Here is a 24,804-nt window from a genome sequence, read left to right as displayed (position 1 = left end):
GGCCATGCGCCCTTCGCATTCATCAAGCTGTGGGTCACGCCTGATCGAGCCAGACCTTGCCGAAGTCGTGCTCGTAGGTGGGGTGCATCGAGTGGTTCTTCACCTCGGGCTTGATGTTGATGTAGAGCTTGCGCCAGTAGGGCTGGATGATGATGCCGGAATCCTGCAGGATCTGCTCGATGTCCTTCATCACCACCTTGCGCTTCTCCGCATCGGCGATCCCGAGCGCCTCGTTGACCTTCTTGTCGAACTCCGGATTGGCGTAGGCCGTCTCGTTCCAGGCCTCGCCCGTGCGGTAGGCGATGGCGATGACCTGGATGCCCAGCGGACGCATGTTCCAGTTGGTCTCCGAGAACGGATACTTCGTCCAGTCGTTCCAGAAGGTCGAGCTCGGCAGCACGGTGCGCTTCACCTTGATGCCGGCCTCGCGCAGCTGGGCCGCGATCGCGTCCGTGGTGTTCTTGTGGTAGTCCTCGTCATTGCTGATCAGCTCGTGCTCGAAATCGATCACGCCGGCTTCCGTCAGCATCTGCTTGGCCTTGGCGATGTCGCGCTTGATCTTCGGCAGTTCGACATATTCCGGATGGATCGGCGCGACATGGTGGTTTTCGGCCGGCGTTCCGGCGTTGCCGTAACCAAGCTGCAGCACCACAGAATTGTCGACGGCCAGGCACATCGCCTGACGCACCTTCTGGTCGCCATAAGGCTTGGCGTTGACGTTGAAACGCGACACCACGGTGGCTGCGGTCACAACTTCCGAGGCCGGCGCGCCGACGCCTTCGATGATCTTGACGTAGTCGGCGGTCGTCTCGTGGTTGGTCTGCACTTCGCCCGATTCGAAGGCCGAAACCGTCGCAGCCGGATCGGTGCCGTAGTCGATGAACTCGACGCCGTCGAGGAAGGCCTCGCCCTGCCACCACTTGCCGGTCGTGCGGCGCTTGTAGACGACCTTCTGACCGACGTCGTAGGAGACGAGTTCGAACGGACCGGTGCCGATCGGGCAGTTCTTGAAGTTCGCGCCCTTCTCGTCGAAGGTCTTGTGAACGATGAGGCCGGGATAATCGCACAGGTTCGGGATGATGGCGATATCCGGCTTGGTCAGCTTGAGCTTGACCGTCATGTCGTCAACCTTGACCACCGAGCCTTCGCGCAGCTTCTTGGTCGTATCATCGACGAGGCTGCCGAGGCGTCCCGGCATCGAGTTGCCTTCGGCGGACTTGTCGGCCCAGCGGGTGAAATTGTAGATCACGTCGTCGGCCGTGAACTTGTCGCCATTGTTCCATTCGACGCCCGGCCGCACATGCAGCGTGTACTCGGTGGCGTCGTCGTTGATGTCCCAGCTCGCCAGCAGATACGGCGCGAAGGTGTACTCCTTGGTATATTTCACCAGCGGTTCGAGCGCCTGGCGCTCGGCATTGGAAATCTCCGACCAGTCCGCCGTGCGCGGATCCTTGGGATCCTTGACCGACATGGCGACTTTGATCACGCCGCCCTTCTTGCCCTGCACGTCCTCGGCCCTGGCCGGCGTTGGGGCGGCAAGGCCGAGCAGACCGTAAGCCATGGCCGTCGAAGCGCCGAAGACGCTGGCAAGCGCCAGGAATTCGCGGCGGTCCACTGTTCCTGCCTTGGCTTCTTCGGCCATGGCCAGGATGTGGTCCGGAACGCTGTCGCCGTTACTTTTATAGATTGTCATGACTAACTCCCATTGTTGGCTTTCCGCCGTTTAACATTCCGCATCCAGGCCATGATGTCAAAGATGGCTTGGATTGGGAACATGTTAGCGAATGTGCAACTTTGAAAAGGGAGCGGTACGCGCGATAGCGACAGTCTTGACGCAAAATTGCTAGTGCGCCCAGATTCCGCCTAAATCTCCTCGGTCGATTAAATTGAGACATTGGCGCTGGTTACGACAGCGCCAGTCGTGGCCATGGTGAGGGCCAGCCTCTCAATATTCCTTCTCGTAGAAGATGCCGCCCTTGGCCTCGCCGGCGTCCGTCGCCTCGCCGCGCAACTTGACGCCACGCCCGACATTGAGGTCGATGGTCGCCTTGCCCGAACCCGGCTTGTCGCCCTTCTGGATGGTCACATAGGTGCGGTCGTTCAGGTATTTGCCGGCCGAGACCGCCGTCCCGCCCTGGCTGTCCGTGGTCACATCGAGATCGTCGACGCCGATGGCGCTGCGCAGGTTTTCGAGCAGCGAGGTCGAGCCGCCGACGCCGGCAAGCTGCGCGGCGGCTTCGGCAAGCTGCGCGATCTGCAGCGGCGACAGGTTCGACATGGACCGGCCGAAGATCAGTTGCGCCAGCACCTCGTCCTCGGGCAGCGCCGGCACCGAGGAGAAGGTGAATTTCGGATTGGTCGCCTCGCCCGACACCACGATGGTGACGGTGGCGCCGGTCGTCGTCGTGGTCGCCGTCAGGTTGAGATAGGGCACCAGCGAACCCGAGAAGCCGACCGTGCCCTCGGTGAAGGTCAGCCGCTTGCCCAGGATCGACAGCCGGCCGCGCTGCAGGGTGAAGGTGCCGACCGCCTGCGGTGACGAGGCCGGGCCGGTCAGGCGGAGCGAACCGCCGAGTTCGGCATCGACGCCCCTGCCCTGGATGAAGATCTGGTTCGGCGCGTTGACGGTGACATCGAGCGCGAGACCGCTGCCGCCGCTCTTGCCGCTGGTCGTCGCCGGACGCAGTGCCTTGTCCTGCGCCTTGACGGCGCTTGGCGCGTTCCTGTGCTTGACGTCGAGCGCCGAGAGCGAGCCGGGCAATTTGTCCGGAACCGTGATGACGGTCTTGGCGAGATTAACGGTACCGGCAATCGCCGGTGCCGATGTCAGCGGCCCCTTGATCGTCAGGTCGCCGCCGAGATTGGCGGTCACAACGCGTCCATCCGTATAGCGGCCGTCGGTCAGCTTGATCGAAAGGTCGGCCGGGAAGCCTTGCGCCGGGTCGATGCCGACCGTGCCGCTGGCCGACAGGCTGCCGCGCGTCGACAGCGTTCCGGTCAACCGGTTGATCCTGGCGACGCCGCCGCCGATCGAGACGTCGGCCGTGAGATCGTTGACGGCCAGGCCCGAGCGCGCATCGACGAGCCGCGCACCCGAGGTGCTGACGGTGCCGCCGATGACGGGCGACGTCGCGGGGCCACGCACCTGGACATTGACGTTGGCGGTTCCTGTCAGCGCCAGGCCCTGCGCGGCAAGCTTCTGGCTGAGGAGGCCGAATGGCACGGCGCCATTGAAGTCGAGCACGAGCGCCGGCGTGCCCGCCGTCGTCACCGTGCCGCCGCCCTTGAGGCCAAGGCCGGCTCCGTCGCTGACATTGGCGTTGAAGGTCAGCTTGTTGCCGGCAAAAGTGCCGGACGAGGAAACGCTTACCGCGCCGACGCCGGCGCCGCGGGTCTGCGACGTCTGCACGCCGGTCGCATCGATGTTGAAGGCCACGGCCGGACTGGCCGGCGCGCCGGTCACCTTCACCGTGCCTGAAATCGAACCGGCCGCGTCGAGGCCCGGCGAGAAACTGTTGGCGAGCGACATCGGCATCTTCGCCAGCGTCGCGTTGATGTCGAGCGCCTGCCCGATCTTGCCGGTGACCGTCGCCGTGCCGCCGCCGAGATTGAGCACCAGCCGGTCGAGCGTCGTCGTGCCGTTGGCGATGCTGACGGTCGACGCCTGGGCGATCGCCGCCTTGATGCCCTGGATGGTCGCCTGGCCCGAGGCGAGCTCGATCGTGGTCGTGCCATTGGCAACCTTCACGCGGCCCGCGGCCTTGGCCGGAATGCCCTTGACCGTGGCGCCGCCGGAAAAGCCCGTCCAATCGCCATCGCGCTTCAGATCGACATCGATGCCGCTGATCACGGTGCCGCCTGATATGACGCTGTCGGCGCGGATCTTGCCCGAGATCACCGGCGCGGCGAGATAGTTGGCGATCAGTGCGTCGATGGAGACGGCCTTCGCCTGCAGGTCGCCGCGCGTGATCGAGGCGGTGGCCGCCTTGATGGCAACCTGAGGTGAGGCGCCATTCCTGGTGAAGGCGATCGTGCCACGCACGTCGCCTTCGGCCTTTTCCAGCGCCAGCGCGGCGAGCGGGCCGATATCGGGCAGGTCGAGCGAGATCGTGCCTTCGGGCACGAACTTGTCGTCCAGCGCCAGATCGCCGGAGATCTTGTTCTGGCCCAGCGACAGGAGCAGGCCGTTGATGGCGCTCTTGCCGTCCGCCGTCGCCAGCACCGCGCTACCCTGCAGGGCCTGTCCCGCGACATTGCCGGTCAGCTGCACATTCGCCGCCGGTTTGGCGGCATCGGCCTTGCCGGTGGCGATGAGCTTCAGCCCGGTGATCTCGCGCTCCGCCACCAGCAGCCTATCGCTGTTGACCGTCAGCGAAAGATCAGGCGCGATGGCTGGCCCCTGGGCGTTCAGCGCGAAGGCAATGGCGCCCTTGGCGTCCTTGGACAGCAGCGAGATGTCGCTCAGCGCGCCTTTGATGTCGGCGGCCAGCTTGTTGTCGGCAAGGCTCGCTTGCCCGCCGGCGGTCAGCGCGCCGGAAACCAGCTTCAGCCCATCGACATTGATGCTGCCGTTGGGATCGCGCTTCAGCGTGGCGCTGATCTGCGCCCGTTCACCAAGCATGCCGCGCGCCGCGGCCGGCAAGGCCGATGACGGAGCATCCGCATTGAGCTTGAGGTCGATGGCGCCGTCGCGCAGCGATACCTGCCCGGCAACCTGGCTGTTGAGCGCATCGCTTTTCAGCGAGCCGCTGTCGATCGCGACGGAATCGGCGCTCAGCCGGGCATTGAGAGCGGCCGTGACCTTGCCGGCGATCAGCGGCGCGATCGCCGCGTTGTCGAGGCCGACCTTGTCCACCGACACCGTGCCGGAAACCGCTCCGGCGCGGTTCTTGAGATCGAACGCATCGGAATGCAGCGCCAGGACAAGTCCGTCCACCTTCGCCGGGCTGGTGACGACCGAAGGCAGGATCGCGGAGACATCCAGGCGAGCTTGCGTGCTCTCCCCCGCCACCTTTGCCGACAAGGACTTGACCTCGATCTTCACAGGGCTCTCGGCGTTGCCGACGGTCAGCGGCAGGCTGGGGCCGGATGAGGTGAGATCCAGCGCAAAATCGCTGGCGCCGTTCGGATTGATGGTGCCGGTGGCCGTGCCGGAAATCTTGTCGCCGGACAGCGTCGCATGGTCGAGCGCGACGCCGCCGGCCAGGGTGTAGCTGCCGGCCGCATCGACCGCGAGGGGCCCAAGCCCGGCCTGGCGGGTCTGGCTGGTTTCGGCGCCGGCAAGCTGCGCGCTGAACCGAACGTCCGGGGCGGCCGGCGTTCCCGTCACCTGCGCCGTGCCGCCGAGCGTACCCACGGCATCGAGGCCGGGCGCAAAATCATTGGCAAGCGCCGCTGGCAGTGCGGAGAACTGTGCGGCGAGATCGAGCGTCTGGCCGGCGCTGCCCGACAACGTCACCGCACCGCCGCCAATGTCGAGCGCCAGCTTCTCGATGCTGGTGGTGCCATTGGCGATGGTCAGTGTCGAGGGTTGGGCGATTGCCGCCTTGATGCCGCGGACCGTCGCTTCGCCCGAGGCGATCTCGACGCTGGTGGTGCCCTGGGCGATCTTGACCCGGCCGGCCGCCGTCGCCGGAATGCCCGCTATCGTCGCGCCGCCGGTGAAATTGGTCCAGTCGCCGTCGCGCTTCAGGTCGACGCCGATGCCGCTGATCTCGGTGGCGCCCGACGTGACCGAGTCAGCCTTGATGGTGCCCGAGATCGCCGGCGCCTTGAGATAGTTGGCGATCAGCGCGTTGACGGCGATCGCCTTGGCGGTCATCTCGCCGCGCGCGATCGAGGTGCTCCTGGCATCGATGGTGACCGACGGCGTCTCGCCGTCCTTGGCGAAATTGATGGTGCCGTTGATATCACCCGTCACCGCCTGCCCGGCAAGCGCCGCCAACTGGTCGATTGCGGGTGCCGCCAGCGTCAGCGTGCCCAGGGGCATGAACTTGTCATCCAGTGCCAGGTCGCCCGAAACCTTGTTGTCGCCCAGCGAGACGAGTAAGCCGTTGATCGACCGCTTGCCCTCGCTCGTCACCAGCGCCGCCTTGACGTCGAGCGGCTGATCGTTGACGGCGCCGGTCAGCGAAACATCGGCGGAAGGGCTCGCTATGTCGGCCTTGCCGCTTGCCGTCAGCTTGATCGCCTTCACTGTGCGGCCCGAGGCCGTCAGGCTGTCGCTATTGGCGGAGACGGTGAAATCCGGGGCCGTCCTGACGCCGCTGGCCGATAGCGCGAAATCGACGCCGCCGGCAACCGGCACGCCGACCATCGGCGACAGCACCGAAACGTCGCCGAGCGTGCCCTTGATGTCGGCCTGGATGTCGGCACCCTGCGCGCTGGCGGTGCCGCTGGCGCTGAGCGTCCCGGAGGTCAATGAGATCGAATTGGCGGCGAAAGCCCCTTGCGGATCGCGCGTCGCGGCGGCCGAGAATTTCACGCGCTCGCCGAGCACCGAGCTGATCTGCGGCGGCAAGGCGGTCGAAACCGCATCGGCATTCATCTTGAGCTGCATCGACAGGTCCGCGAGCGCCACCGTCATCGTCAGGGAGGCATTGAGCGCATCGGAACGCAGCGTGCCCTGGTCGATGATGATGGCATCCTTGCTCAGCGATCCTGCGAGATCGACGTCGACCTTGCCGGTGACCAGCGGCGCCAGCGTCGCCACGTCGGTCTTCAGCCCGCCCGCCGTCAGCTTGACGGCGACCGGCCCGGACCGATTCTGGATGTCGAAGCCATCGGAATGGATCTGCGCCGCAAGGTCGTTCAGTTGCGTGCCGCCCGCCACTACAGAAGCCAGCGAAGCACCGATGTCGACGATCGGCGCCTTGCCGTCGCCGAACGCACGCGCGGTCGCGTTCCTGATCGCCAGCGTGATTGGTTGCGCGGCACTTCCCACGGTGATCTGCACAGGCGCGCCCTTGGCGGCAATTTCCACAGACAGGTCGCTGGCGCCGGCCGGATCGGCGATGCCGGTCGCTGTGCCATGCACGGCATCGCTTTCGATGCTGGCCCGGTCGACACTGATGCCGCCGGCCAATGTCGCGGTGCCCGCGACATCGAAACTGGTCTTGCCGGCAAACAGCGGCTTCAAGTTCTCCGGCACGAAGCGGGCAAAATCGCCGTCACCCTTGGCCTCGACGTGGCTGCCCTTGTCGGTAGACTGGTGGCGGCCCGTCAGCTGAGTGACGATCTCGCCGTCGACCGTAAACGTGGCAATGCCGTTCCAGTTGGCGAGCGGCCCCGTGCCCGAGACGGTTATGTCGACCGGCGGCGTATCGGGCAGCTTGAGCAGGTTGGCGATGATACCGCCTGCCGGCTCCGAAGCCTTGAGCTCGAGGTCGAGCCTGTTGTCGGCTGGCGCAAAGTGGATGTTCGCATCGACATTGCCTTGCTTGCCGTCATGGCGGGTGACGTTGAGCGTGGTCTCGACCGCCAGCGGCGCCGCATCGGCCTTGAGCATTCCCTTGGCGGCGAGTTCGGCGACGCCGCTGCCGGCCAGCTGCTGTCCAAGCGCGATTTCCGGCAGGTCGATCTGCTTGATGTCGATGGAAACCGGCAGCGTCGTCGTGCCGCCGCTCGGCGCCGGCTGTTGCGTGCCGGCCACCGGCAGCCGTGCCAATTCGATGCGCTCGGCCGCAATGCGGTCGGCACTGAAGCTTTTCGACAGCAGCGCCAGCGGCGACCAGTCGACGGCGACCTTGCGCGCCACCAGCCAGGCCCCGTTGCGGTCTTCCAGCACGACATGGTCGACACTGAGCGCGCCCGACCAGATGCCGTCGATGCCGCTGACCGTGACCTTGCGGTCGTCGCTCGATGCCAGCCGCGAAATGATGCCGGCGAGATTGTCGCGTCCGCGCTCGGTCTTGGTCAGGACGACGAGCGCGCCGATCGCGCCCGCGACCACGATCAGCAGCGTGTAAAAAACAATGCGAAGAATGCGCCAGAACGTCTTCATGTCAGAACGCCTGCCCGATGCCGGCATAGATGCCGAAATGCGGATCACTGGGATCGCGGTTGAGCGGCACGGCGGCATCGATGCGCAACGGCCCGAACGGCGTCACATAACGCAGGCCGACGCCGGCGCCGACCTTGACGTCGGAGAAATTGGGCACCGACTTGGTCGACACCGTGCCGGCATCGACGAACGGCACGATGCCGATCGTGTCGGTGACGGCGATGCGCATTTCGACCGAGGTCTCGAAGAAGGACAGGCCGCCGATCGGCTGGCCGGTGAAGTCTTTCGGGCCGATGCCCTGATAGGCATAGCCGCGCACCGAGCCGCCGCCGCCGGAATAGAAGCGCCGGTCTGCCGGAACGTTCTCGAGCCCGGTGCCGACGATCGAGCCGACGGCGACGCGCTCGGCCAGCACGAATTTCGAGGCCGTATCCAGCGACTGATAGGCCGACCTCTCGCCCTTCAGCTTGAGGAAGGCGGCCCCGCTTATGATGTCGTAGCTCGGCTCGGCATAGGCCAGCACCCGGAAGCCCCTGGTCGGGTTCAGCCTGCTATCCCTGTTGTCGTAGACATATTGCAGCGGAACGCTGGCGATCAGGTAGGTGTGCTTGCCGAACGCATCCGTGATCCTGGAATAGTCGAGCGCAACCTCCGCCGAGACAGTCTGCTTCTTGTCGAGCTCATAGGACAGGCCGGTGCTGCCCTTGACCGAGAAATGGTCGTAGGCGTCGGGATGCTCGAGTACGGTCTTCACACTGGCAAAGAATTTCGACGCCGGCCCGATCACGCCGGGTTTCTCGAACATGATGCCGGCATTGTAGTTCAGATCGGACAGATTGTTGCTGCCGATGCCGCTGATGGCGCCATCGATGCGCAGCTTTTCCGCGTGACCAAACAGGTTGCGGTGTCCCCAATAGCCTTCCAGCCCAAGCCCCTCTGTGTTCGAGAAGGTCCCGCCCAGGCCGAAATAGCGTGGCTTGCGCTCGCTGACCTGGACGCCGATCGGAATGTTGCCGTCGGCATCGAGCTTGTCGGCTTCCTTGAAGGTCACGCTGTTGAAAACCTCGAGCGCCAGCAGCCTGTCACGCGCATCGCTGATCTCCTGCGGTGAGTACTGCCGGCCGCGCTTCAGCCCGGTCATGTATTCGGTGAAGTCGCGGTCGACCTTCTCGGTGCCTTCCACCGTGGTCGCGCCATAGCCGGCGACAGGGCCTGCCGCAACGGTCAGCGTCACGTCGAGTGTCGAGGTGGCATGGTCGGCGACGATCTGCCGGTCGGTGACCTTGGCGAGCGGCCTGCCCTGTTCTTTCAACGTGCGCACGATCAGCGCCTCGGCCTTCAGCACCGCGCCCGATCCGGCGTCGCCGCCCGATATCAGGCCGTAATCGGCGCTCATCAGCCCCGCCGCATCCCCTTGCAGCCTGATATCGCCGAGGGTGAATTTGGGGCCGGTCGCGATATTGATCGCCACCGGAATCGGCTGCGGGCCCTTGAATTCGGCGTCCGGCGGTAATTCGTCGAGCGGCTTGCCGTCGATGGTGATGGTGACCACGCCTTCGTAGCGGGCATCGGCGAAAAGTGCGGCAACCAGCTGTTCGCGGTCGCTGCGCGCCTTGGCCATCAGCCCGAGCGAGCCGGAGACCGGCCGATCCTCGTCGCCCTTCAGTGCCGAGGCGTTCTCGAGTTTCTTGACAAGATCCTTGTCCGCATCGGGCGCCGTGATGGTCACGGCATAGCGCAGCGGGTCGACAATGTCGGCGTCCTCGTCGTTGGACGACCCCCATAGCTTGATGCCGAAAAGTTCGAACGCAGCCGCGGACCTTGATTCGACGACCAGCGCGGTCGAGCAGATCATGGCCAAAAGCAGGGCGCGCGAAAGAACGCGCCCTGGCGCGGTCCCTCCTGACATCTGCTTTTCATGCGCTGGCATTACGACAACCTAGGTTACAAAACTAAAATTGGAATGAAGTTCTGAAGCGCACGTAAAGGGGCCACAATCCAATTGTCTGAAATAGGACGGGCTTGGAATTCACACCTTCTGCGTTTCCGCAAGAAAGCGTGATCCCCTGTCCTATGGAGGTTACTGTCCGCATACCGGTCCTTGGCCGGAAAATAAACCGTTGGCAGGCGGAACCTGCCGCGTCCGCGCGTTGACAAGCTCGACTGAAGCTTGAACATGCCCGGACGTTTGCACTTGTCTGGAGGGTGTTATGGCAATGCGCACGGCTCGTGGTCTGTCGATTCTGGTCCTTCTTTTCTTCGCCTGGGCCAATGCCTTGGCCTGGAACGGCGTCGCCCAAGCAGCCGAGGCCCGGCGAATCGCAACATCAGACAATTCCGATTATTTCGGCTTCGATCTGCGATCCGACCAGAATGTCACCCTCGACCAGTGCAAGACAACATGCCTTGGCGACCCGGCCTGCCGCGCCTTCACCTACAACACCAAGGCCAAATGGTGCTTCCTCAAATCCGACTACAACCAGCTGAAGCCCTTCAACGGAGCAGTTGCCGGCAAGATCGTCAACATTGACGGCGATCCGGATATCGGCGCGCCGCCGGAACTCGCCTTCTTCCCCAACTGGATGGCCGATCAGGCGCAGCAATACCGCAACAGGCTGCTTGGCCCGGCCTATGACAAGCCGACCGAAGGCATGGCGGCCCTGATAAGTTCGGCCGAGCAGGCCATGCAGACCGGCGACCATCGCTCCGCCATGCAGAAATACGAGGCCGCGGCCTCGGTGATGCCCGATGACGGCAAGCTCTGGCTCAATCTGGCGCGTGAAACGCTGGCCGTGCAGCCCGCCGCCAACACCTCCGAAGCGTCTACCTTGCCGATGAACGCCACTTCGGCCGCCTTCAACGCCTACAAGCTTTTGCGCACCACCAAGACGCGCGCCGACGTGCTGGCGCTGCTCGGCGCCGGCCTCGACAAGCGCGATCTCTACCGGCCGGCGCTGCAGGCCTATGAGGCGAGCCTTGCGCTGGTGACGTCGCCGGCCGTCCAGGCCGACTATGCCGATCTGAAAGCCCGCAAGGGTTTCCGCGTGATCGACCACAGCGTCGATGCCGACACCAGCGCGCCGCGCATCTGCGCGCAATTCTCCGAGGAATTGGTCAAGACCGGTGTCGACTATGCGCAGTTCGTCACCGTCGACAACGCGCCGCCGAAGGGCGTCGAGGCCAAGGACAAGCAGATCTGCGTCGAAGGGCTCGAACACGGCCAGCATTACGACGTGACCTTCCGCGCCGGCCTGCCGGCGGCAATAGGCGAAGTGACCGCCGCTCCGGTGGTGCTTTCGATCTATGTGCAGGATCGCGCCCCGTCCGCCCGCTTCACCGGCGACAGCTTCGTGCTGCCGGCCGGCGCACGCCGTGGCATTCCGGTCGTCACCGTCAACATGAACGCCGCCGAAATGAAGCTCTACCGCATCGGCGACCGGTCGCTGGCGCAGCTTCTGTCGGGCTACCAATTCCTGCACCAGCTCGACGGCTATGACATCTCCAACATTTCCGAGCAGATGGGCGCGCCGGTCTGGCAGGGTCAGCTCGACATCGTCAACGACCTCAACAAGGAGGTCACCACCTCCTTCCCGGTCGACGAGGCGCTGCCGCAGCGCAAGCCCGGCGTCTATGTGCTGACCGCCCAGGCCGTCAACGATAAGAGCGACGACTACAATTCGATGGCCACGCAGTGGTTCGTCGTCTCCGACATCGGCCTGTCGACCTATACCGGCCAGGACGGGCTCAACGTCTTTGCCCGTTCGCTGGGTTCCGCCAAGCCGATCGCCGGCGCCGAGCTGACGCTGGTTGCCCGCAACAACGAGGTTCTCGGCACCGCGACGTCGGATGCCGACGGTCACGCCGTCTTCAATCCCGGCCTGACGCGTGGCGACGGCGGCATGGTGCCGGCCGTGCTGATGGCCAAGCAGGGCGACAATGATTTCGTCTTCCTCGACATGTCCAAGGCCGGCTTCGACCTCTCCGATCGCGGCGTCACCGGGCGCGCGGCGCCCGGTGCGCTGGACGTCTATGCCTGGACCGAGCGTGGCATCTACCGTGCCGGCGAGGATGTCCATGTCGCGGCCCTAGCCCGCGATGGCGCCGCCAAGGCGGTCGAGAACCTGCCGCTCACCTTCATCTTCTCTCGCCCCGACGGCGTCGAGGACCGCCGCATCGTCAGCGACGGCGCCTCGGCCGGCGGCCATGCCGTCGACCTGCCGCTTGAACCCAACGCCATGCGCGGCACCTGGTCGGTATCGATCTACACCGACCCGAAGCAGCCGGCGGTCGCCAGCCAGATGTTCCTCGTCGAGGATTTCGTGCCGGATCGCATCGAATTCGACATGAAGGCCGACAAGCAGGAAATCGCGCGGGGCGAAACCGCCAACATCAACATTGACGGCCGCTTCCTCTATGGCGCGCCGGCGGCGGGCCTGGCGCTGGAAGGGGAGTTGACGCTGTCGACGTCGCGCGACTGGGACCGCTTCCCCAACTTTTCCTTCGGCCTCGCCGACGAGCAGTCGGCGGAGCCGACGGTAACGCCGCTCACCAACCTGCCCGTGGTTGGCGATGACGGCAAGGCGACCTTCCCGATCTCCGTTGACCAGTTGCCCTCGACCACCAAGTTGGTCGACGGCAAGGTGACGGTGCGCATGCGCGAAACCGGTGGCCGAGCCATCGAACGCTCGCTCAACATCGGCATCCGCCCGCAAGGCCATATGATCGGCATTAGACCGGACTTCGCCGATGGTGAAGTGCCGCAGGGCGGCACGGCCAAGTTCAGCCTGATCGCCGTCGACCCTGATGGCAAGCGCGAGGCGCTGAAAGGCGCGCAGTGGACGCTGGTCAAGGTCGAACGCAATTACCAGTGGTACCGCTCCAACAATTCGTGGAACTACGAGCCGGTTACCTTCACCAAGTCGATCGCCAATGGCCAGATCGACCTCAACGCCGATGGCGATGCCACCGTCTCCGTGCCGGTCGACTGGGGCCAGTACCGGCTCGAGGTCGAAACCTCGGACCCCGAGGGACCGGCGACCAGCTATGAATTCGACGCCGGCTGGTATGTAGCCTCGACGACCACCGAAACGCCTGACGGACTGGAGATCGCCCTCGACAAGGACAATTATGCCGCGGGCGAAGTGGCCAAGCTGAAAGTCTCGCCGCATTTTGCCGGCGAACTTCTGGTCAATATCGGTTCCGACAAGCTTTTGAAGACCATCACGGCGACCGTGCCGGCCGGCGGCAGCACCGTCGATATTCCGGTTGGCGACGATTGGGGCGCCGGCGCCTATGTCACGGCAACCCTGTTCCGGCCGGGCGATGCGCAGGAAACGCGCATGCCGGCCCGCGCCATCGGCGTGAAATGGCTGACGGTCGATCCGGGCTCGAAGAAGCTCGCCGTCACCTTGACGCCGCCGGACAAGACGATGCCGCGCCAGCAGCTGTCGATCCCGGTTTCCGTGGCCGGCGTGCAGCCGGGCACCAACGCCTATGTCATGGTTGCCGCCGTCGATGTCGGCATCCTCAACCTGACCAACTACAAGGCGCCGGATCCGGAGAACTGGTTCTTTGGCCAGCGCATGCTGGGCATGGAGATCCGCGACATCTATGGCCGCCTGATCGATGGCTCGCTCGGCACCACCGGCAAGCTCAGGACCGGCGGTGACGGCGCCAACATGCAGGCGCAAGGCAGCCCGCCGACCGAAAAGCTGGTCGCCTTCTTCTCCGGCCCGGTCGAGCTCGACGCCGACGGCAAGGCACGGATCGACTTCGACATCCCGCAGTTCAACGGCACCGTGCGCGTCATGGCCGTCGCCTGGACCAAGGAAGCGGTCGGCCATGCCCAGTCCGATGTGATCGTGCGCGATCCCGTGGTGATCACCGCCGGCCTGCCACGCTTCCTGGCGCCCGGCGACAACGCCGTCATGCGGCTCGACGTCGCCGACACCGACGGCCCTGCCGGTGACTATGCGCTGTCGATCGACACGACAGGCGATCTCTCGACGGGCGAGAAGCCCCTGCCCCAGAAGCTGACGCTCGCCCAGGGCAAGCGCCAGACGCTGACCGTCCCGCTGATCGCCAAGACGCCGGGCAATGCCTCGCTGACCATCAAGCTGGCGCATGCCGACGGCACCAAGGTCGAGCAGACGCTCTATGTACCGGTGCGCCCGGCGCAATTGCCGGTCACCACGCGCCTTGTGGTCGATCTCAAGGGCAATGGCGGCGCGCTGCGCGTCGACAAGGAACTCCTGGCGGCAAGCCTGCTTGACGGCGCTTCCGTCAGCGTCGGCGTATCGCAGGCGGCCGCCTTCGACGTGCCCTCGCTCCTGATGACGCTCGACCGCTACCCCTATGGCTGCGCCGAGCAGACCACCAGCCGCGCCATGCCGCTTCTCTATGTCAATGAGCTGGCCTCGGGCATCGGCATGGAAAGCGACCCCGACCTTCACGGCCGCATCCAGGATGCCATCTACAAGGTGCTGAGTTATCAGTCCTCGAGCGGCAGCTTCGGCCTGTGGGGTCCGGGCTCCGGCGATCTGTGGCTCGACGCCTATGTCAGCGAGTTCCTGACCAGGGCGCGCGAGCAGAAATACGACGTGCCGGCGCTGGCCATGAACCAGGCGCTGAGCAATCTGCAGAACTCGCTCGGCTACGACCAGAGCGTACAGGACCGTGGCAGCGAGATCGCCTACGCCCTCTACGTTCTGGCCCGCAACAAGAAGGCCTCGATCGGCGACCTGCGCTACTATGCCGACACCCAGCTCGAAGCCTTCTCGAGCCCGATGGCCGTTGCCCAGCTGGCGGCGAGCCTTGCGCTCTATGGCGACACGCAGCGCTCGGAGGCGACGTTCAAGACCGCGCTGCAGCTCGCCAAGTCGAGCAGCGACTACGACTGGTACCGCTCCGACTACGGCTCGGCGCTGCGTGACGGCGCGGCGATGTTGTCGCTGGCGGCGGAATCGAAGCCGGTGTCGACGATCGTGCCGGAGCTGATCAAGCTGGTGACCAGGGAACGCGCCGAAGCCCGCTGGACCAGCACCCAGGACGATTCCTGGATGCTGCTGGCGGCTCGCGCGCTGAAGGAGGGCAATGACTCGATCACGCTTTCCGTCAATGGCGCGCCGCATTCGGGCGGCTATTCCGACCAGGTCAACGGCTCCGAGCTGGTCGACAGCCCGATCGAAATCGCCAACACCGGCAAGACCCCGCTGCAGGCCGTCGTCACCAGCGTGGCGTCGCCGATCCAGCCCTTGCCGGCCGGCGGCGACGGCTTCACCATCAGCCGTACCTACTACAAGCTCGATGGCACCGAAGCCAATGTGACGGAGGCAACGCAGAACGAGCGCTATGTCGTCGTGCTCAAGGTCACCGAGCAGAACAGCTGGCCGTCGCGCCTGCTGGTCACCGACCTGTTGCCGGCCGGTTTCGAGATCGACAATCCGGGCCTGGTCTCCAGCGCCCAATTGACGAACTTCTCCTGGCTGGCACAGACCGACGCCGCGCACCTCGAATTCCGCGACGACCGTTTCGTCGCGGCGTTCAACCCCGCCGACGGCGATCACGACCACAATCTGACGCTTGCCTATGTGGTGCGCGCCGTGACGCCGGGCACATACGCCCATCCGGCGGCGACGGTGGAAGACATGTACCGGCCGCAATATTCGGCCCGCACCGCCACCGGCATGATGGAGATCAAGGCGCCCTAAGGCGCCTTGGCGAATATGAACGTGAGGCTTGCGCTGCCCCTCATTGCCCTGCCGGGCATCTCTCCCCGTATAGTGACGGGGAGAAAGGGGCTAGCGCCGACCGCCGCGACAGCTCCCTTCTCCCCGTCACTATACGGGGAGAAGGTGCCGGCAGGCGGATGAGGGGCGGCACTATGCTCTCCAGAAAATTTCTCCGTCGGTCAGCCATAACGCTAGCTTCCTGCGCCGGCATCCTGGCTCTGTCGGTCGCTACCCTCTGGGAACTCGACCGCGCCTTCCCGCCACCGCTACCAGCGGAACTCACGGTCTCCACGGAAGTCCAGGATCGCGACGGCCAGCTGTTGCGCGCCTTTGCCACGCCGGACGGCTACTGGCGGCTCGAAACCCATCTCGACCAGGTCGACAAGCAGTTCGTCGACATGCTCGTCACCTATGAGGACAAGCGCTTCTGGGACCATGAGGGTGTCGACGTGCTGGCGCTTTGCCGAGCCGCCGGCCAGTTCGCCACCAGCGGCCACATCGTCTCCGGCGGCTCGACGCTCTCGATGCAGCTTGCGCGCCTGATCGAGCCGCGCGAAAGCCGCAGCCTCGGCTCCAAGGTCAAGCAGATGCTGCGCGCCATCCAGATCGAGCGGCGGCTGTCGAAGAGCGAGATCCTCGAACGCTATCTGACGCTGGCGCCCTATGGCGGCAACCTGGAAGGCGTGCGCGCCGCTTCGCTCGCCTATTTCGGCAAGGAGCCGAAGCGGCTCACCGTCTCCGAAGCCGCCCTGCTCGTCGCGCTGCCCCAATTGCCGGAAAAGCGCCGGCCCGACCGCAATCTGGAAATCGCTCACGCCGCCCGCGACCGGGTGCTGACCCGCATGGTCTCGTCAGGCCTGATCGGCGAACGCGAGGCCGCGCGGGCCGCGCTCGACGATGTATCAGGCCTGCGCCGCACTCTGCCGGCACTTGCCGCGCACGCCGCCTATGCGATGCTGCCCCGGGCCGTTCCCGGCCAGCCCCTCAAGCTGACGATCCGCAAAAGCGTCCAGCAAGGGCTGGAGCAGGTGGCACGCGACGCCGCCACCAAGCTCGGTCCACGCCTCTCCGTCGCCATGGTGCTGGCCGATTCCCGAACCGGCGACATCCTCGGCGAAGTCGGCTCGGCCAATTTCTTCGATTCCAGCCGCTCCGGCTGGATCGACATGACCAAGATCGTGCGTTCGCCCGGCTCGACGCTGAAGCCGTTCATCTATGGCCTCGCCTTCGAGCAGGGACTGGTGGCGCAGGAAACGCTGATCGAGGACAGCCCGGTCGATTTCGGCGGCTACAGGCCCAGGAACTTCGACATGGGCTACCAGGGCGATGTCAGCGTCCGCCAGGCGCTGCAACTGTCGCTCAACGTGCCGGCGATCCGCGTGCTCGACGCGGTCGGCCCGGCCCGACTGACAGCACGCTTCCGCCAGGCCGGCGTCAACCCGATCCTGCCGGTCAACGAGGCGCCCGGCCTGGCCATCGGCCTTGGCGGCGTTGGCGTCACGCTGCGCGATCTCGTCCAGCTCTATACGGGCCTCGCCAATGGCGGCAAGACGCACACGCTGCATGACGGCACCGAGCCGGCCAATGCCGAACGCACCACCGCCACCATCCTCAACGACCAGGCGAACTGGCAGATCATCGACATATTGTCGGGCGTGAAGCCGCCGGAAGGCGCCCTGCAGCGCGGCATCGCCTACAAGACCGGCACGTCCTACGGCTACCGCGACGCATGGTCGGTCGGCTTCGACGGCCGCTATGTGCTGGGCGTCTGGGTCGGCCGCCCCGACGCCAGCGCCGTGCCGGGCCTCTCCGGCTATGTCTCGGCCGCCCCGATCCTGTTCGAGGGCTTTGTCCGCACCGGCCTTGCCACGGTGCCGCTGCCCGGCAAGCCGCCCGGCGCCTTCACCCCCAAGCGCGAGGATCTGCCGGTGACGCTCGCCCGCTTCGGCGCCGGTGCCGACGGGCTGGTGCAGGCGACGCCGACCGAACCCGCCCCAACCATCATCTTCCCGCCGGACGGCGCCCGCGTCGATCTCGCCACCAATTCGGCCGATGCCTCGCCGCTGGTGCTGAAACTGCAAGGCGGCCGTGCGCCATTTCGCTGGCTGGCCAACGGCAAGCCGCTCACTGGCATCGACCGCCGCCGCACCGCGACCTGGCTGCCCGACGGCGCGGGCTATTCGACGCTGACTGTCATCGACGCCGCGGGGCGGGCGGCTAGCGTCAAGGTGTTCGTCGAGTGAACGCGCTCCTTGAATAGAATGCGCCAGGCGATTCAGCGCTTTGGCTTTTGCGCACTGGCGCTTGCGGCTTCTGTTCCGCCGGCACATGCCGATACCCTCCCCGCCGGCTTCGTTCGGCTCGCCGATATCGATCCCTCCATCCGCCAGGACATCCGCTACGCCGGACCGGACGATTTCCTGCGCCGCAAGGTGAGTGGCTATGAGGCGCCGGTCTGCATTCTCACCCGGCAGGCGGCGCAAGCTCTTGCCGGTATCCAGCAGGCGATCGCCGCGAAAGGCCTGACGCTGGTCGTGTTCGACTGCTACCGCCCTGCCCGCGCCGTTGCCGACATGGGCGCATGGACGCGAGCGGGCGGTCCGCCCGACCCGCAATGGTATCCGAAGGTCAGGCGCGGCGACCTCATCGCCAAAGGCTATGTCGGTGAACTGTCGACCCATTCGCGCGGCTCGACCGTCGATGTCGCGATTGCGCGGGCCGACAGTCCGGCGGTCTCCAAACCGGCCTGTGGCGCCATCAATGCCGATACGCTCGACTTCGGCACCGGTTTCGACTGTTTCGACCCGATGAGCGAGACGGCGCACCGCCCGCTCGGCAACGAAGCGGCGGCAAACCGCAAGCTGCTCGTCGATGCCATGCGTACCGGCGGCTTCAAGAACTACGCCCGCGAATGGTGGCATTTCACGCTCGGTCACCAGCCCTTTCCAAACCAGCGTTTCGATTTCCCGGTAAGCGCCGAATAAGCCGCGGGATCAAACCGAATGCGGCCTTGCCTCGGCATCGCGCATCCCTAGATAGGACCTCGAGTCCGCGCGGGGTGTCGACGAGGAAAATATTTCCCGACATGGCGCAAGATCATCCAATATTTTCTTCAGGAGGGCAAAAAAGGGAACATTCGATGCATCTAATTTCTATCAATTCGCTAGATTTGGCGCGGGTTCAACGGAGGCAGAAATGACCAAACCTCATTTCAGGAAACTGCTCGGCGCACTGGTCGCCACATCTGTCCAGTTCGGCACGCTCGGTTTCGCGTTCGCCGACACCACCATCCTCAACGTGTCCTACGATCCGACACGCGAGCTCTACAAGGCCTACGACGAGGCTTTCGTCGCCCATTGGAAAGCCGAGACCGGCGAGACGGTGACGATCCAGCAGTCGCATGGCGGATCGGGTGCCCAGGCCCGCGCCGTGATCGACGGCCTCGATGCCGACGTGGTCACGCTGGCGCTCGAGGGCGACATCAACGCCATCGTCTCGAAGTCGAAAAAGATCAATCCCGACTGGCGCAAGAAATTCGAAAACAATTCAGCGCCTTATACCTCGACCATCATCTTCCTCGTCCGCAAGGGCAATCCCAAGGGGATCCATGACTGGAATGACCTGATCAAGGACGGCACCCAGGTGATCACCCCCAACCCCAAGACTTCGGGTGGCGCACGCTGGAACTATCTGGCCGCCTGGGCCTATGCCAACGCCAATGACGGCGGCGACGAGGCCAAGACCAAGGAATTCGTCGGCAAGCTTTACGCCAATGCCCCGGTTCTCGACACCGGTGCGCGCGGCTCTACCGTCACCTTCGCGCAAAAGGGCATCGGCGACGTGCTGATCGGCTGGGAAAACGATGCCTATCTGGCGCTCGACGAATTCGGCGCCGACAATTTCGAGATCGTCTATCCGCCGACCTCGATCCTGGCCGAGCCGCCGGTGGCGATCGTCGACGCCAATGTCGATGCCAGGGGCACGCGCAAGGTGGCCGAAGCCTATCTCGGCTGGCTCTATTCCAAGGAAGGCCAGACGATCATCGCCAAGAACCACTATCGTCCGGCCAAGCCCGAGCTCGTCGCACCGGCGGATCTGCCCAAGACCCCGGATATCAAGCTGATCTCCATCGACGATCCGCTTTTCGGCGGCTGGAAGAAGGCGCAGCCTTATCATTTCGGCGACGGTGGTATATTCGACCAGATCTACAAGCCGGCCCAGTAAGGTTCGGTTTTGCTGAGGAAGCTCGCCAATGGGCTTCTTCAAGCAAAGTCCGGTTGAATAAGAAGGGACAATCCAGAACTTCATGACGACAGCACCCGCGCAGGCGGGGTGGCGGTTCAAGCAGCCGAGTGTCATTCCGGGTTTCGGATTGACGCTCGGCTTCTCGCTTGCCTACCTCACCCTCATCATCCTCATTCCGCTATCCGGGCTGATCTGGCGCTCGGCCTCTCTCGGCTGGGCTGAATTCTGGGCGATCGCCAGCGACCGCCGCACCATCAATGCGCTGGAAATCAGCTTCGGCACCGCCTTCCTCGCGGCTGCCGTCAATGTCATCTTCGGCACGCTCGTCGCCTGGGTGCTGGTGCGCTACCGCTTTCCCGGTCGCCGCATCGTCGACGCAATGGTCGACCTGCCCTTCGCACTGCCGACCGCGGTCGCCGGCATCGCGCTGACCACGCTCTACGCACCGAACGGCTGGATCGGCAAATTGCTGATGCCGCTGGGCATCAAGGTCGCCTACACGCCGCTCGGCATCGTCATCGCGTTGGTCTTCATCGGCCTGCCCTTCGTCGTGCGCACCGTGCAGCCGATCATGGAAGAAATCGACAAGGAGGTGGAGGAAGCCGCCGCGACGCTTGGCGCCAACCGCTTCCAGATCATCACCCGCGTGCTGTTCCCGGGCCTGGCGCCGGCCATCATCACCGGCTTTTCGCTGGCCTTCGCGCGCGGCGTCGGCGAATACGGCTCGGTCATCTTCATCGCCGGCAACCTGCCCTACAGATCCGAGATCGCGCCGCTTCTGATCGTCATCCGGCTGGAGGAGTACAACTACCCGGCGGCGACCGCGATCGCGGCGATCATGCTCGCTCTGTCGTTCGTCATGCTTCTGGTCGTCAATCTAGTGCAGACATGGAGCCGCAAGCGCTATGGCTGATCCCGAAATCAAATCCTACGAACCCTACCATGAGAGCCGCTCGGCGGCGGTGACCGAAAGCCGGCCGGCACAGGCCGTGCTGATGGCGATCGTTTTTGCCTTCCTCGGCGTCTTTCTGCTCCTGCCGCTGATCATTGTCTTCCATGAGGCGCTGGCGAAAGGCATCGGTGCCTATACGCAAGCGCTGGGCGAACCGGATGCGCGCTCGGCCATCCACCTGACACTGCTCGTCGCGGCGATCTCCGTGCCGCTCAATGTCGTCTTCGGCATCTCAGCCGCCTGGGCCATCGCCAAGTTCGAATTCAAGGGCAAGGCTTTCCTGACCACGCTGATCGACCTGCCCTTCTCGGTCTCGCCGGTCATCTCAGGCCTGGTCTACGTGCTTCTGTTCGGCGCCCAGGGGTTGCTCGGAGAATGGCTGAAGGCACATGGCATCCAGATCCTGTTCGCCGTGCCCGGCATTGTGCTGGCCACCGTGTTCGTCACCTTCCCCTTCGTCGCCCGCGAGCTGATCCCGCTGATGCAGGAACAAGGCAATGGCGACGAGGAAGCGGCGCTCTCGCTCGGCGCCAATGGCTGGCAGACCTTCTGGTATGTCACGCTGCCCAACGTCAAATGGGGCCTGCTCTATGGCGTGCTCCTGTGCAACGCGCGCGCCATGGGCGAATTCGGCGCGGTTTCGGTGGTTTCGGGTCACATACGCGGCCTGACCAACACCATGCCGCTGCATGTCGAAATCCTCTACAACGAGTACAATGCCGTCGGCGCCTTCGCCGTCGCCTCATTGCTTGCCGGGCTGGCGCTCGTCACGCTGGTCTTGAAAACACTGCTCGAGATGCGCTACGGCGCCGAACTCGCCGCGACGCGCGGACACTGACAGAGGGATTTGTATGGAAGTTCGCGTTGCCAACGTGCGTAAGGAGTTTGAGCGGTTTCCAGCGCTCCACGACGTATCGCTCGACATCAAGTCGGGCGAACTCATCGCGCTACTGGGGCCGTCAGGCTCCGGCAAGACGACGCTGCTCAGGCTGATCGCAGGGCTGGAACGGCCAACGCGCGGCAAGATCTTCTTCGGCGACGAAGACGCTTCGCAGAAGTCGATCCAGGAGCGCAATGTCGGCTTCGTGTTCCAGCACTATGCGCTGTTCCGGCACATGACGGTGGCCGACAATATCGGCTTCGGCCTGAAAGTCCGGCATGGGTCCTCGCGGCCGCCGGCGCAGGAAATCCGCCGCCGTGCCTCCGAACTTCTCGATCTCGTTCAGCTTTCCGGCCTCGAAAAGCGTTATCCGGCCCAGTTGTCGGGCGGCCAGCGCCAGCGTGTCGCGCTCGCCCGTGCCATGGCGATCGAGCCCAAGGTGCTGCTGCTCGACGAGCCGTTCGGCGCACTCGATGCGCAGGTCCGCCGGGAACTGCGCCGCTGGCTGCGCGAGATCCATGACCGCACCGGCCACACCACCGTCTTCGTCACCCACGACCAGGAAGAGGCACTGGAACTTGCCGACCGCGTCGTGGTGATGAGCCAGGGCCGCATCGAGCAGGTCGGTACGGCGGACGATATCTACGACACGCCGAACTCGCCCTTCGTCTACGGCTTCATCGGCGAATCGAGCTCGCTTCCCGTCAAGGTCGAGAATGGCGAGATCTGGCTCGCTGATCGCCCCATCGGACTAGCCGCGCCGCACGCGCCCGAGGGTGACGCGACGCTCTATTTCCGCCCGCACGACGTCGAACTGCTGGACGGCTGCAGCGGCTGCATCGCCGGCACGGTCGCCGCCAGCCGCCGCGTCGCCGGCACGCGCCGGGTGGAGCTCGAGATCGGCGGCGATCGCCAGCGGGTCGAGATCGAACTGCCCGTCGATCATCCGGCGGCACAGAAAAGCCGGGTGGCGTTCCGTCCAGGGCGCTGGAAGCTGTTTCCGGCGGCTTGATCTTTCGGGTCAGGCGCTATTCCAGCCAGTTCTCGACCTTCAGCTTCCGTATCCGGGCGAACTCCCCCACGTTGGCCGTCACCAATGTGGTGCCCAATACGCAGGCGTGAGCGGCAATAAAAAGGTCATTGTGGCCAATGGGTTGGCCAGCGGCCTCCAACTCGGCGCGAAGCGCGCCGTATTCAGCGTCCACCGGTACGTCGAGCGGCAATACAGGGATCTCAGCCAGCAGATCCTCGACCTTCTTGAGCAGTTTGGCCGATCCCTTCCTGGCGCAGCCATATCGCAATTCAGAGGCAACGACGATGCTGGTGCAAACAGCGGCATCACCTTCGCGCACCATTGCACTGGCGGCCTTGCCGGCCGGGTTTCGGATCATGTCGCTGATGACGTTTGTATCCAACATGAACCGCATCAAAAAATGTCCTCGGCTTCAACAGGCGCATCCTTGATCTCGGGAAAGTCGTCCTCAGGACCAAGCGGTGGCTCTTTCGCCCATTGGGCGAGCAGAGCGGCAAGGCCGGGTTTGCGGAGCGGCTCGATGACAAGACGGTCGCCTTCGCGGCTGATCAGAACCTTGTCGCCGGGAAGCTCGAATTCGACAGGAATACGCACCGCCTGGCTGCGATTGTTGCGGAAGAGCTTGGCCTCCTTCGGAGGCGACGTGGTTGTATGCCGATGCTGGGGCACGGTTGCCTCCGTTTGTATATGCCATATGTATATGCCAAATGATCGTCCTGCACAAGGAATACAGACCGAAGCGAGTGTCATCTGGAATAGAATTCCAAGGACTCATTGTGTCGACTATATCTTTTCTCGCAGCGAGGGCGCGGAACCCTCATGCATGCCTCGCCGTGCCCCATGCGCCACGGCTATGGTTGCGGCGTTAACACGTTGCATCCGGAGCCTTTTTCATGAAGCGATTTTTCCTCGGTGTTGCCACCGTCGCCGGCCTGTTCCTCGCATCCTCCCAAGCCTGGTCGGCCGACAAGTTGCTCAACGCCTCCTATGACGTCGGCCGCGAACTGTTCGTTCAGGTCAACAAGGCCTTCATATCAGCGCATCCGGGCGTGACCGTCGACCAGTCGCATGCGGGCACCTCTGCGCAGGCGCGCGCCATCGCCGAGGGCCTTGGCGCCGATGTCGTCACCTTTAACCAGGTCACCGACATCGATTTTCTGGTCAAGAAAGGCTTTGTCTCGGCCGACTGGCAGAAGGACTTTCCCGCCAACGCCTCCCCGTTCTATTCGCTGCCTTCGTTCCTTGTCCGCGCGGGCAACCCCAAGCATATCAAGGACTGGAACGATCTGGTGCGCGACGACGTGCAGGTGATCTTCCCCAACCCGAAGACCTCGGGCAATGCGCGCTACACCTATCTGGCGGCCACGGCCTACGCCAAGGAAGCCTTCAAGGGCGACGACACCAAGGTGAAGGAGTTCATCACCAAGCTGTTCAACAACGTGCCGATCTTCGACACGGGCGGCCGCGCCGCGACCACCACTTTCGTGCAGCGCGAAATCGGCGACGTGCTGATCACCTTCGAATCCGAGACGCGCGGCATCCGCAAGGAGTATGGCGACGACAAGTTCGAGCAGGTCACGCCTTCGGTCAGCCTGCTCGCCGAATTCCCGGTGGCGATCGTCGACAAGGTCGCCGACGAGCACGGCACGCGCGACCTGGCCAAGACCTATCTCGACTTCCTCTACACGCCCGAAGGCCAGGACATCCTCGCACAGAACGGCAACCGCGTGCGTGACGCAGCCGTCGCGGCCAAATACAAGGCTGACTTCCCCGAGGTACGGCTGCTGACCGTGGAAGACGTCTTCGGCGGCTGGGACAAGATCCAGAAAGAGCATTTCGCCGCCGGCGGCCTGCTCGATCAGGCCTATGGCAGCCGCTGAAGGCTCACTGCACATATTGAGCAGATAAGCAAAGCCGGCATTGAGCCGGCTTTCTTCGTTTTGCCTTCAGCCGGCGCCATCC

13 protein-coding genes are annotated in these 24,804 nt (G+C 64.5%); 8 read left to right on the top strand and 5 right to left on the bottom strand.

Translation table 11 applies throughout. The features are described 5' to 3' along the window. Window positions 1-34 precede the first annotated feature (34 nt). The 3 genes from FJ977_RS29505 to FJ977_RS29495 form a co-directional block, all read right to left on the bottom strand. On the bottom strand, window positions 35-1,693 hold the full coding sequence (locus FJ977_RS29505; protein ID WP_140775728.1) for an ABC transporter substrate-binding protein: 1,659 nt from the start codon (window positions 1,691-1,693) through the stop codon (window positions 35-37). A 252-nt stretch (window positions 1,694-1,945) separates the two neighbouring features. After that, the gene (locus tag FJ977_RS29500; protein ID WP_140775727.1) at window positions 1,946-8,002 is read right to left on the bottom strand and encodes a translocation/assembly module TamB domain-containing protein; all 6,057 of its coding nucleotides are present in this window, start codon (window positions 8,000-8,002) and stop codon (window positions 1,946-1,948) included. Between the two features lies 1 nt (window position 8,003). Then, on the bottom strand, window positions 8,004-9,932 hold the full coding sequence (locus FJ977_RS29495; protein ID WP_140775726.1) for an autotransporter assembly complex family protein: 1,929 nt from the start codon (window positions 9,930-9,932) through the stop codon (window positions 8,004-8,006). A gap of 280 nt (window positions 9,933-10,212) precedes the next feature. Here FJ977_RS29495 and FJ977_RS29490 point away from each other — a divergent pair, with 280 nt between their 5' ends. The 7 genes from FJ977_RS29490 (at window position 10,213) to FJ977_RS29460 (ending at window position 22,821) form a co-directional block, all read left to right on the top strand. Beyond that, window positions 10,213-15,711 carry an alpha-2-macroglobulin family protein gene (locus FJ977_RS29490; protein ID WP_140775725.1) on the top strand — a complete coding sequence of 1,833 codons (5,499 nt, stop codon included), beginning with the start codon at window positions 10,213-10,215 and terminating at the stop codon, window positions 15,709-15,711. 173 nt (window positions 15,712-15,884) lie between these two features. Then, the gene (gene pbpC / locus FJ977_RS29485) at window positions 15,885-17,975 is read left to right on the top strand and encodes a penicillin-binding protein 1C (RefSeq protein ID WP_246683372.1); all 2,091 of its coding nucleotides are present in this window, start codon (window positions 15,885-15,887) and stop codon (window positions 17,973-17,975) included. A gap of 18 nt (window positions 17,976-17,993) precedes the next feature. Next, on the top strand, window positions 17,994-18,716 hold the full coding sequence (locus FJ977_RS29480) for a M15 family metallopeptidase (protein ID WP_140775723.1): 723 nt from the start codon (window positions 17,994-17,996) through the stop codon (window positions 18,714-18,716). A 211-nt stretch (window positions 18,717-18,927) separates the two neighbouring features. Next, a complete protein-coding gene (locus FJ977_RS29475) occupies window positions 18,928-19,956 on the top strand; it encodes a sulfate ABC transporter substrate-binding protein (RefSeq protein ID WP_140775722.1) in 1,029 nt (342 codons plus the stop codon). A gap of 82 nt (window positions 19,957-20,038) precedes the next feature. Beyond that, the gene (gene cysT, locus FJ977_RS29470; protein ID WP_140775721.1) at window positions 20,039-20,890 is read left to right on the top strand and encodes a sulfate ABC transporter permease subunit CysT; all 852 of its coding nucleotides are present in this window, start codon (window positions 20,039-20,041) and stop codon (window positions 20,888-20,890) included. After that, window positions 20,883-21,767: a sulfate ABC transporter permease subunit CysW gene (cysW, locus tag FJ977_RS29465; protein WP_056571857.1), complete on the top strand. Its 885-nt coding sequence runs from the start codon at window positions 20,883-20,885 to the stop codon at window positions 21,765-21,767. Before cysT ends, cysW begins: the two co-directional genes overlap by 8 nt. A 13-nt stretch (window positions 21,768-21,780) precedes the next feature. Then, window positions 21,781-22,821: a sulfate/molybdate ABC transporter ATP-binding protein gene (locus FJ977_RS29460; protein WP_056571856.1), complete on the top strand. Its 1,041-nt coding sequence runs from the start codon at window positions 21,781-21,783 to the stop codon at window positions 22,819-22,821. 16 nt (window positions 22,822-22,837) lie between these two features. On the opposite strand, the gene FJ977_RS29455 is transcribed toward FJ977_RS29460, so the two are convergent. Together FJ977_RS29455 and FJ977_RS29450 are read right to left on the bottom strand one after the other, a co-directional pair. Beyond that, the gene (locus FJ977_RS29455) at window positions 22,838-23,236 is read right to left on the bottom strand and encodes a type II toxin-antitoxin system VapC family toxin (RefSeq protein ID WP_140775720.1); all 399 of its coding nucleotides are present in this window, start codon (window positions 23,234-23,236) and stop codon (window positions 22,838-22,840) included. Next, window positions 23,236-23,511 (bottom strand): antitoxin, encoded by a 276-nt coding sequence (locus FJ977_RS29450; RefSeq protein ID WP_140775945.1) that lies wholly within the window; start codon window positions 23,509-23,511, stop codon window positions 23,236-23,238. The genes FJ977_RS29455 and FJ977_RS29450 overlap by 1 nt, the downstream gene beginning before the upstream one ends. Before the next feature lie 224 nt (window positions 23,512-23,735). On the opposite strand from FJ977_RS29450, the gene FJ977_RS29445 reads away from it, so the two are divergent. Next, the gene (locus FJ977_RS29445; RefSeq protein WP_140775719.1) at window positions 23,736-24,722 is read left to right on the top strand and encodes a sulfate ABC transporter substrate-binding protein; all 987 of its coding nucleotides are present in this window, start codon (window positions 23,736-23,738) and stop codon (window positions 24,720-24,722) included. Window positions 24,723-24,804 lie beyond the last annotated feature (82 nt).

Source organism: Mesorhizobium sp. B2-1-3A (assembly GCF_006442655.1).
GTDB lineage: Bacteria > Pseudomonadota > Alphaproteobacteria > Rhizobiales > Rhizobiaceae > Mesorhizobium.
The sequence above is the reverse complement of the archived record's forward strand: the minus strand, read 5'-3'. Positions and strand labels throughout refer to the sequence as shown.

Bases quoted from the DNA above. Each gene is read 5' to 3' on its own strand.
- FJ977_RS29455 (WP_140775720.1), bottom strand. From the start codon at position 23,236: ATGCGGTTCATGTTGGATACAAACGTCATCAGCGACATGATCCGAAAC.
- FJ977_RS29445 (WP_140775719.1), top strand. From the start codon at position 23,736: ATGAAGCGATTTTTCCTCGGTGTTGCCACCGTCGCCGGCCTGTTCCTC.
- FJ977_RS29480 (WP_140775723.1), top strand. From the start codon at position 17,994: ATGCGCCAGGCGATTCAGCGCTTTGGCTTTTGCGCACTGGCGCTTGCG.
- FJ977_RS29490 (WP_140775725.1), top strand. From the start codon at position 10,213: ATGGCAATGCGCACGGCTCGTGGTCTGTCGATTCTGGTCCTTCTTTTC.
- cysW (WP_056571857.1), top strand. From the start codon at position 20,883: ATGGCTGATCCCGAAATCAAATCCTACGAACCCTACCATGAGAGCCGC.
- FJ977_RS29475 (WP_140775722.1), top strand. From the start codon at position 18,928: ATGACCAAACCTCATTTCAGGAAACTGCTCGGCGCACTGGTCGCCACA.
- FJ977_RS29500 (WP_140775727.1), bottom strand. From the start codon at position 8,002: ATGAAGACGTTCTGGCGCATTCTTCGCATTGTTTTTTACACGCTGCTG.
- pbpC (WP_246683372.1), top strand. From the start codon at position 15,885: ATGCTCTCCAGAAAATTTCTCCGTCGGTCAGCCATAACGCTAGCTTCC.
- cysT (WP_140775721.1), top strand. From the start codon at position 20,039: ATGACGACAGCACCCGCGCAGGCGGGGTGGCGGTTCAAGCAGCCGAGT.
- FJ977_RS29495 (WP_140775726.1), bottom strand. From the start codon at position 9,932: ATGCCAGCGCATGAAAAGCAGATGTCAGGAGGGACCGCGCCAGGGCGC.
- FJ977_RS29460 (WP_056571856.1), top strand. From the start codon at position 21,781: ATGGAAGTTCGCGTTGCCAACGTGCGTAAGGAGTTTGAGCGGTTTCCA.
- FJ977_RS29505 (WP_140775728.1), bottom strand. From the start codon at position 1,693: ATGACAATCTATAAAAGTAACGGCGACAGCGTTCCGGACCACATCCTG.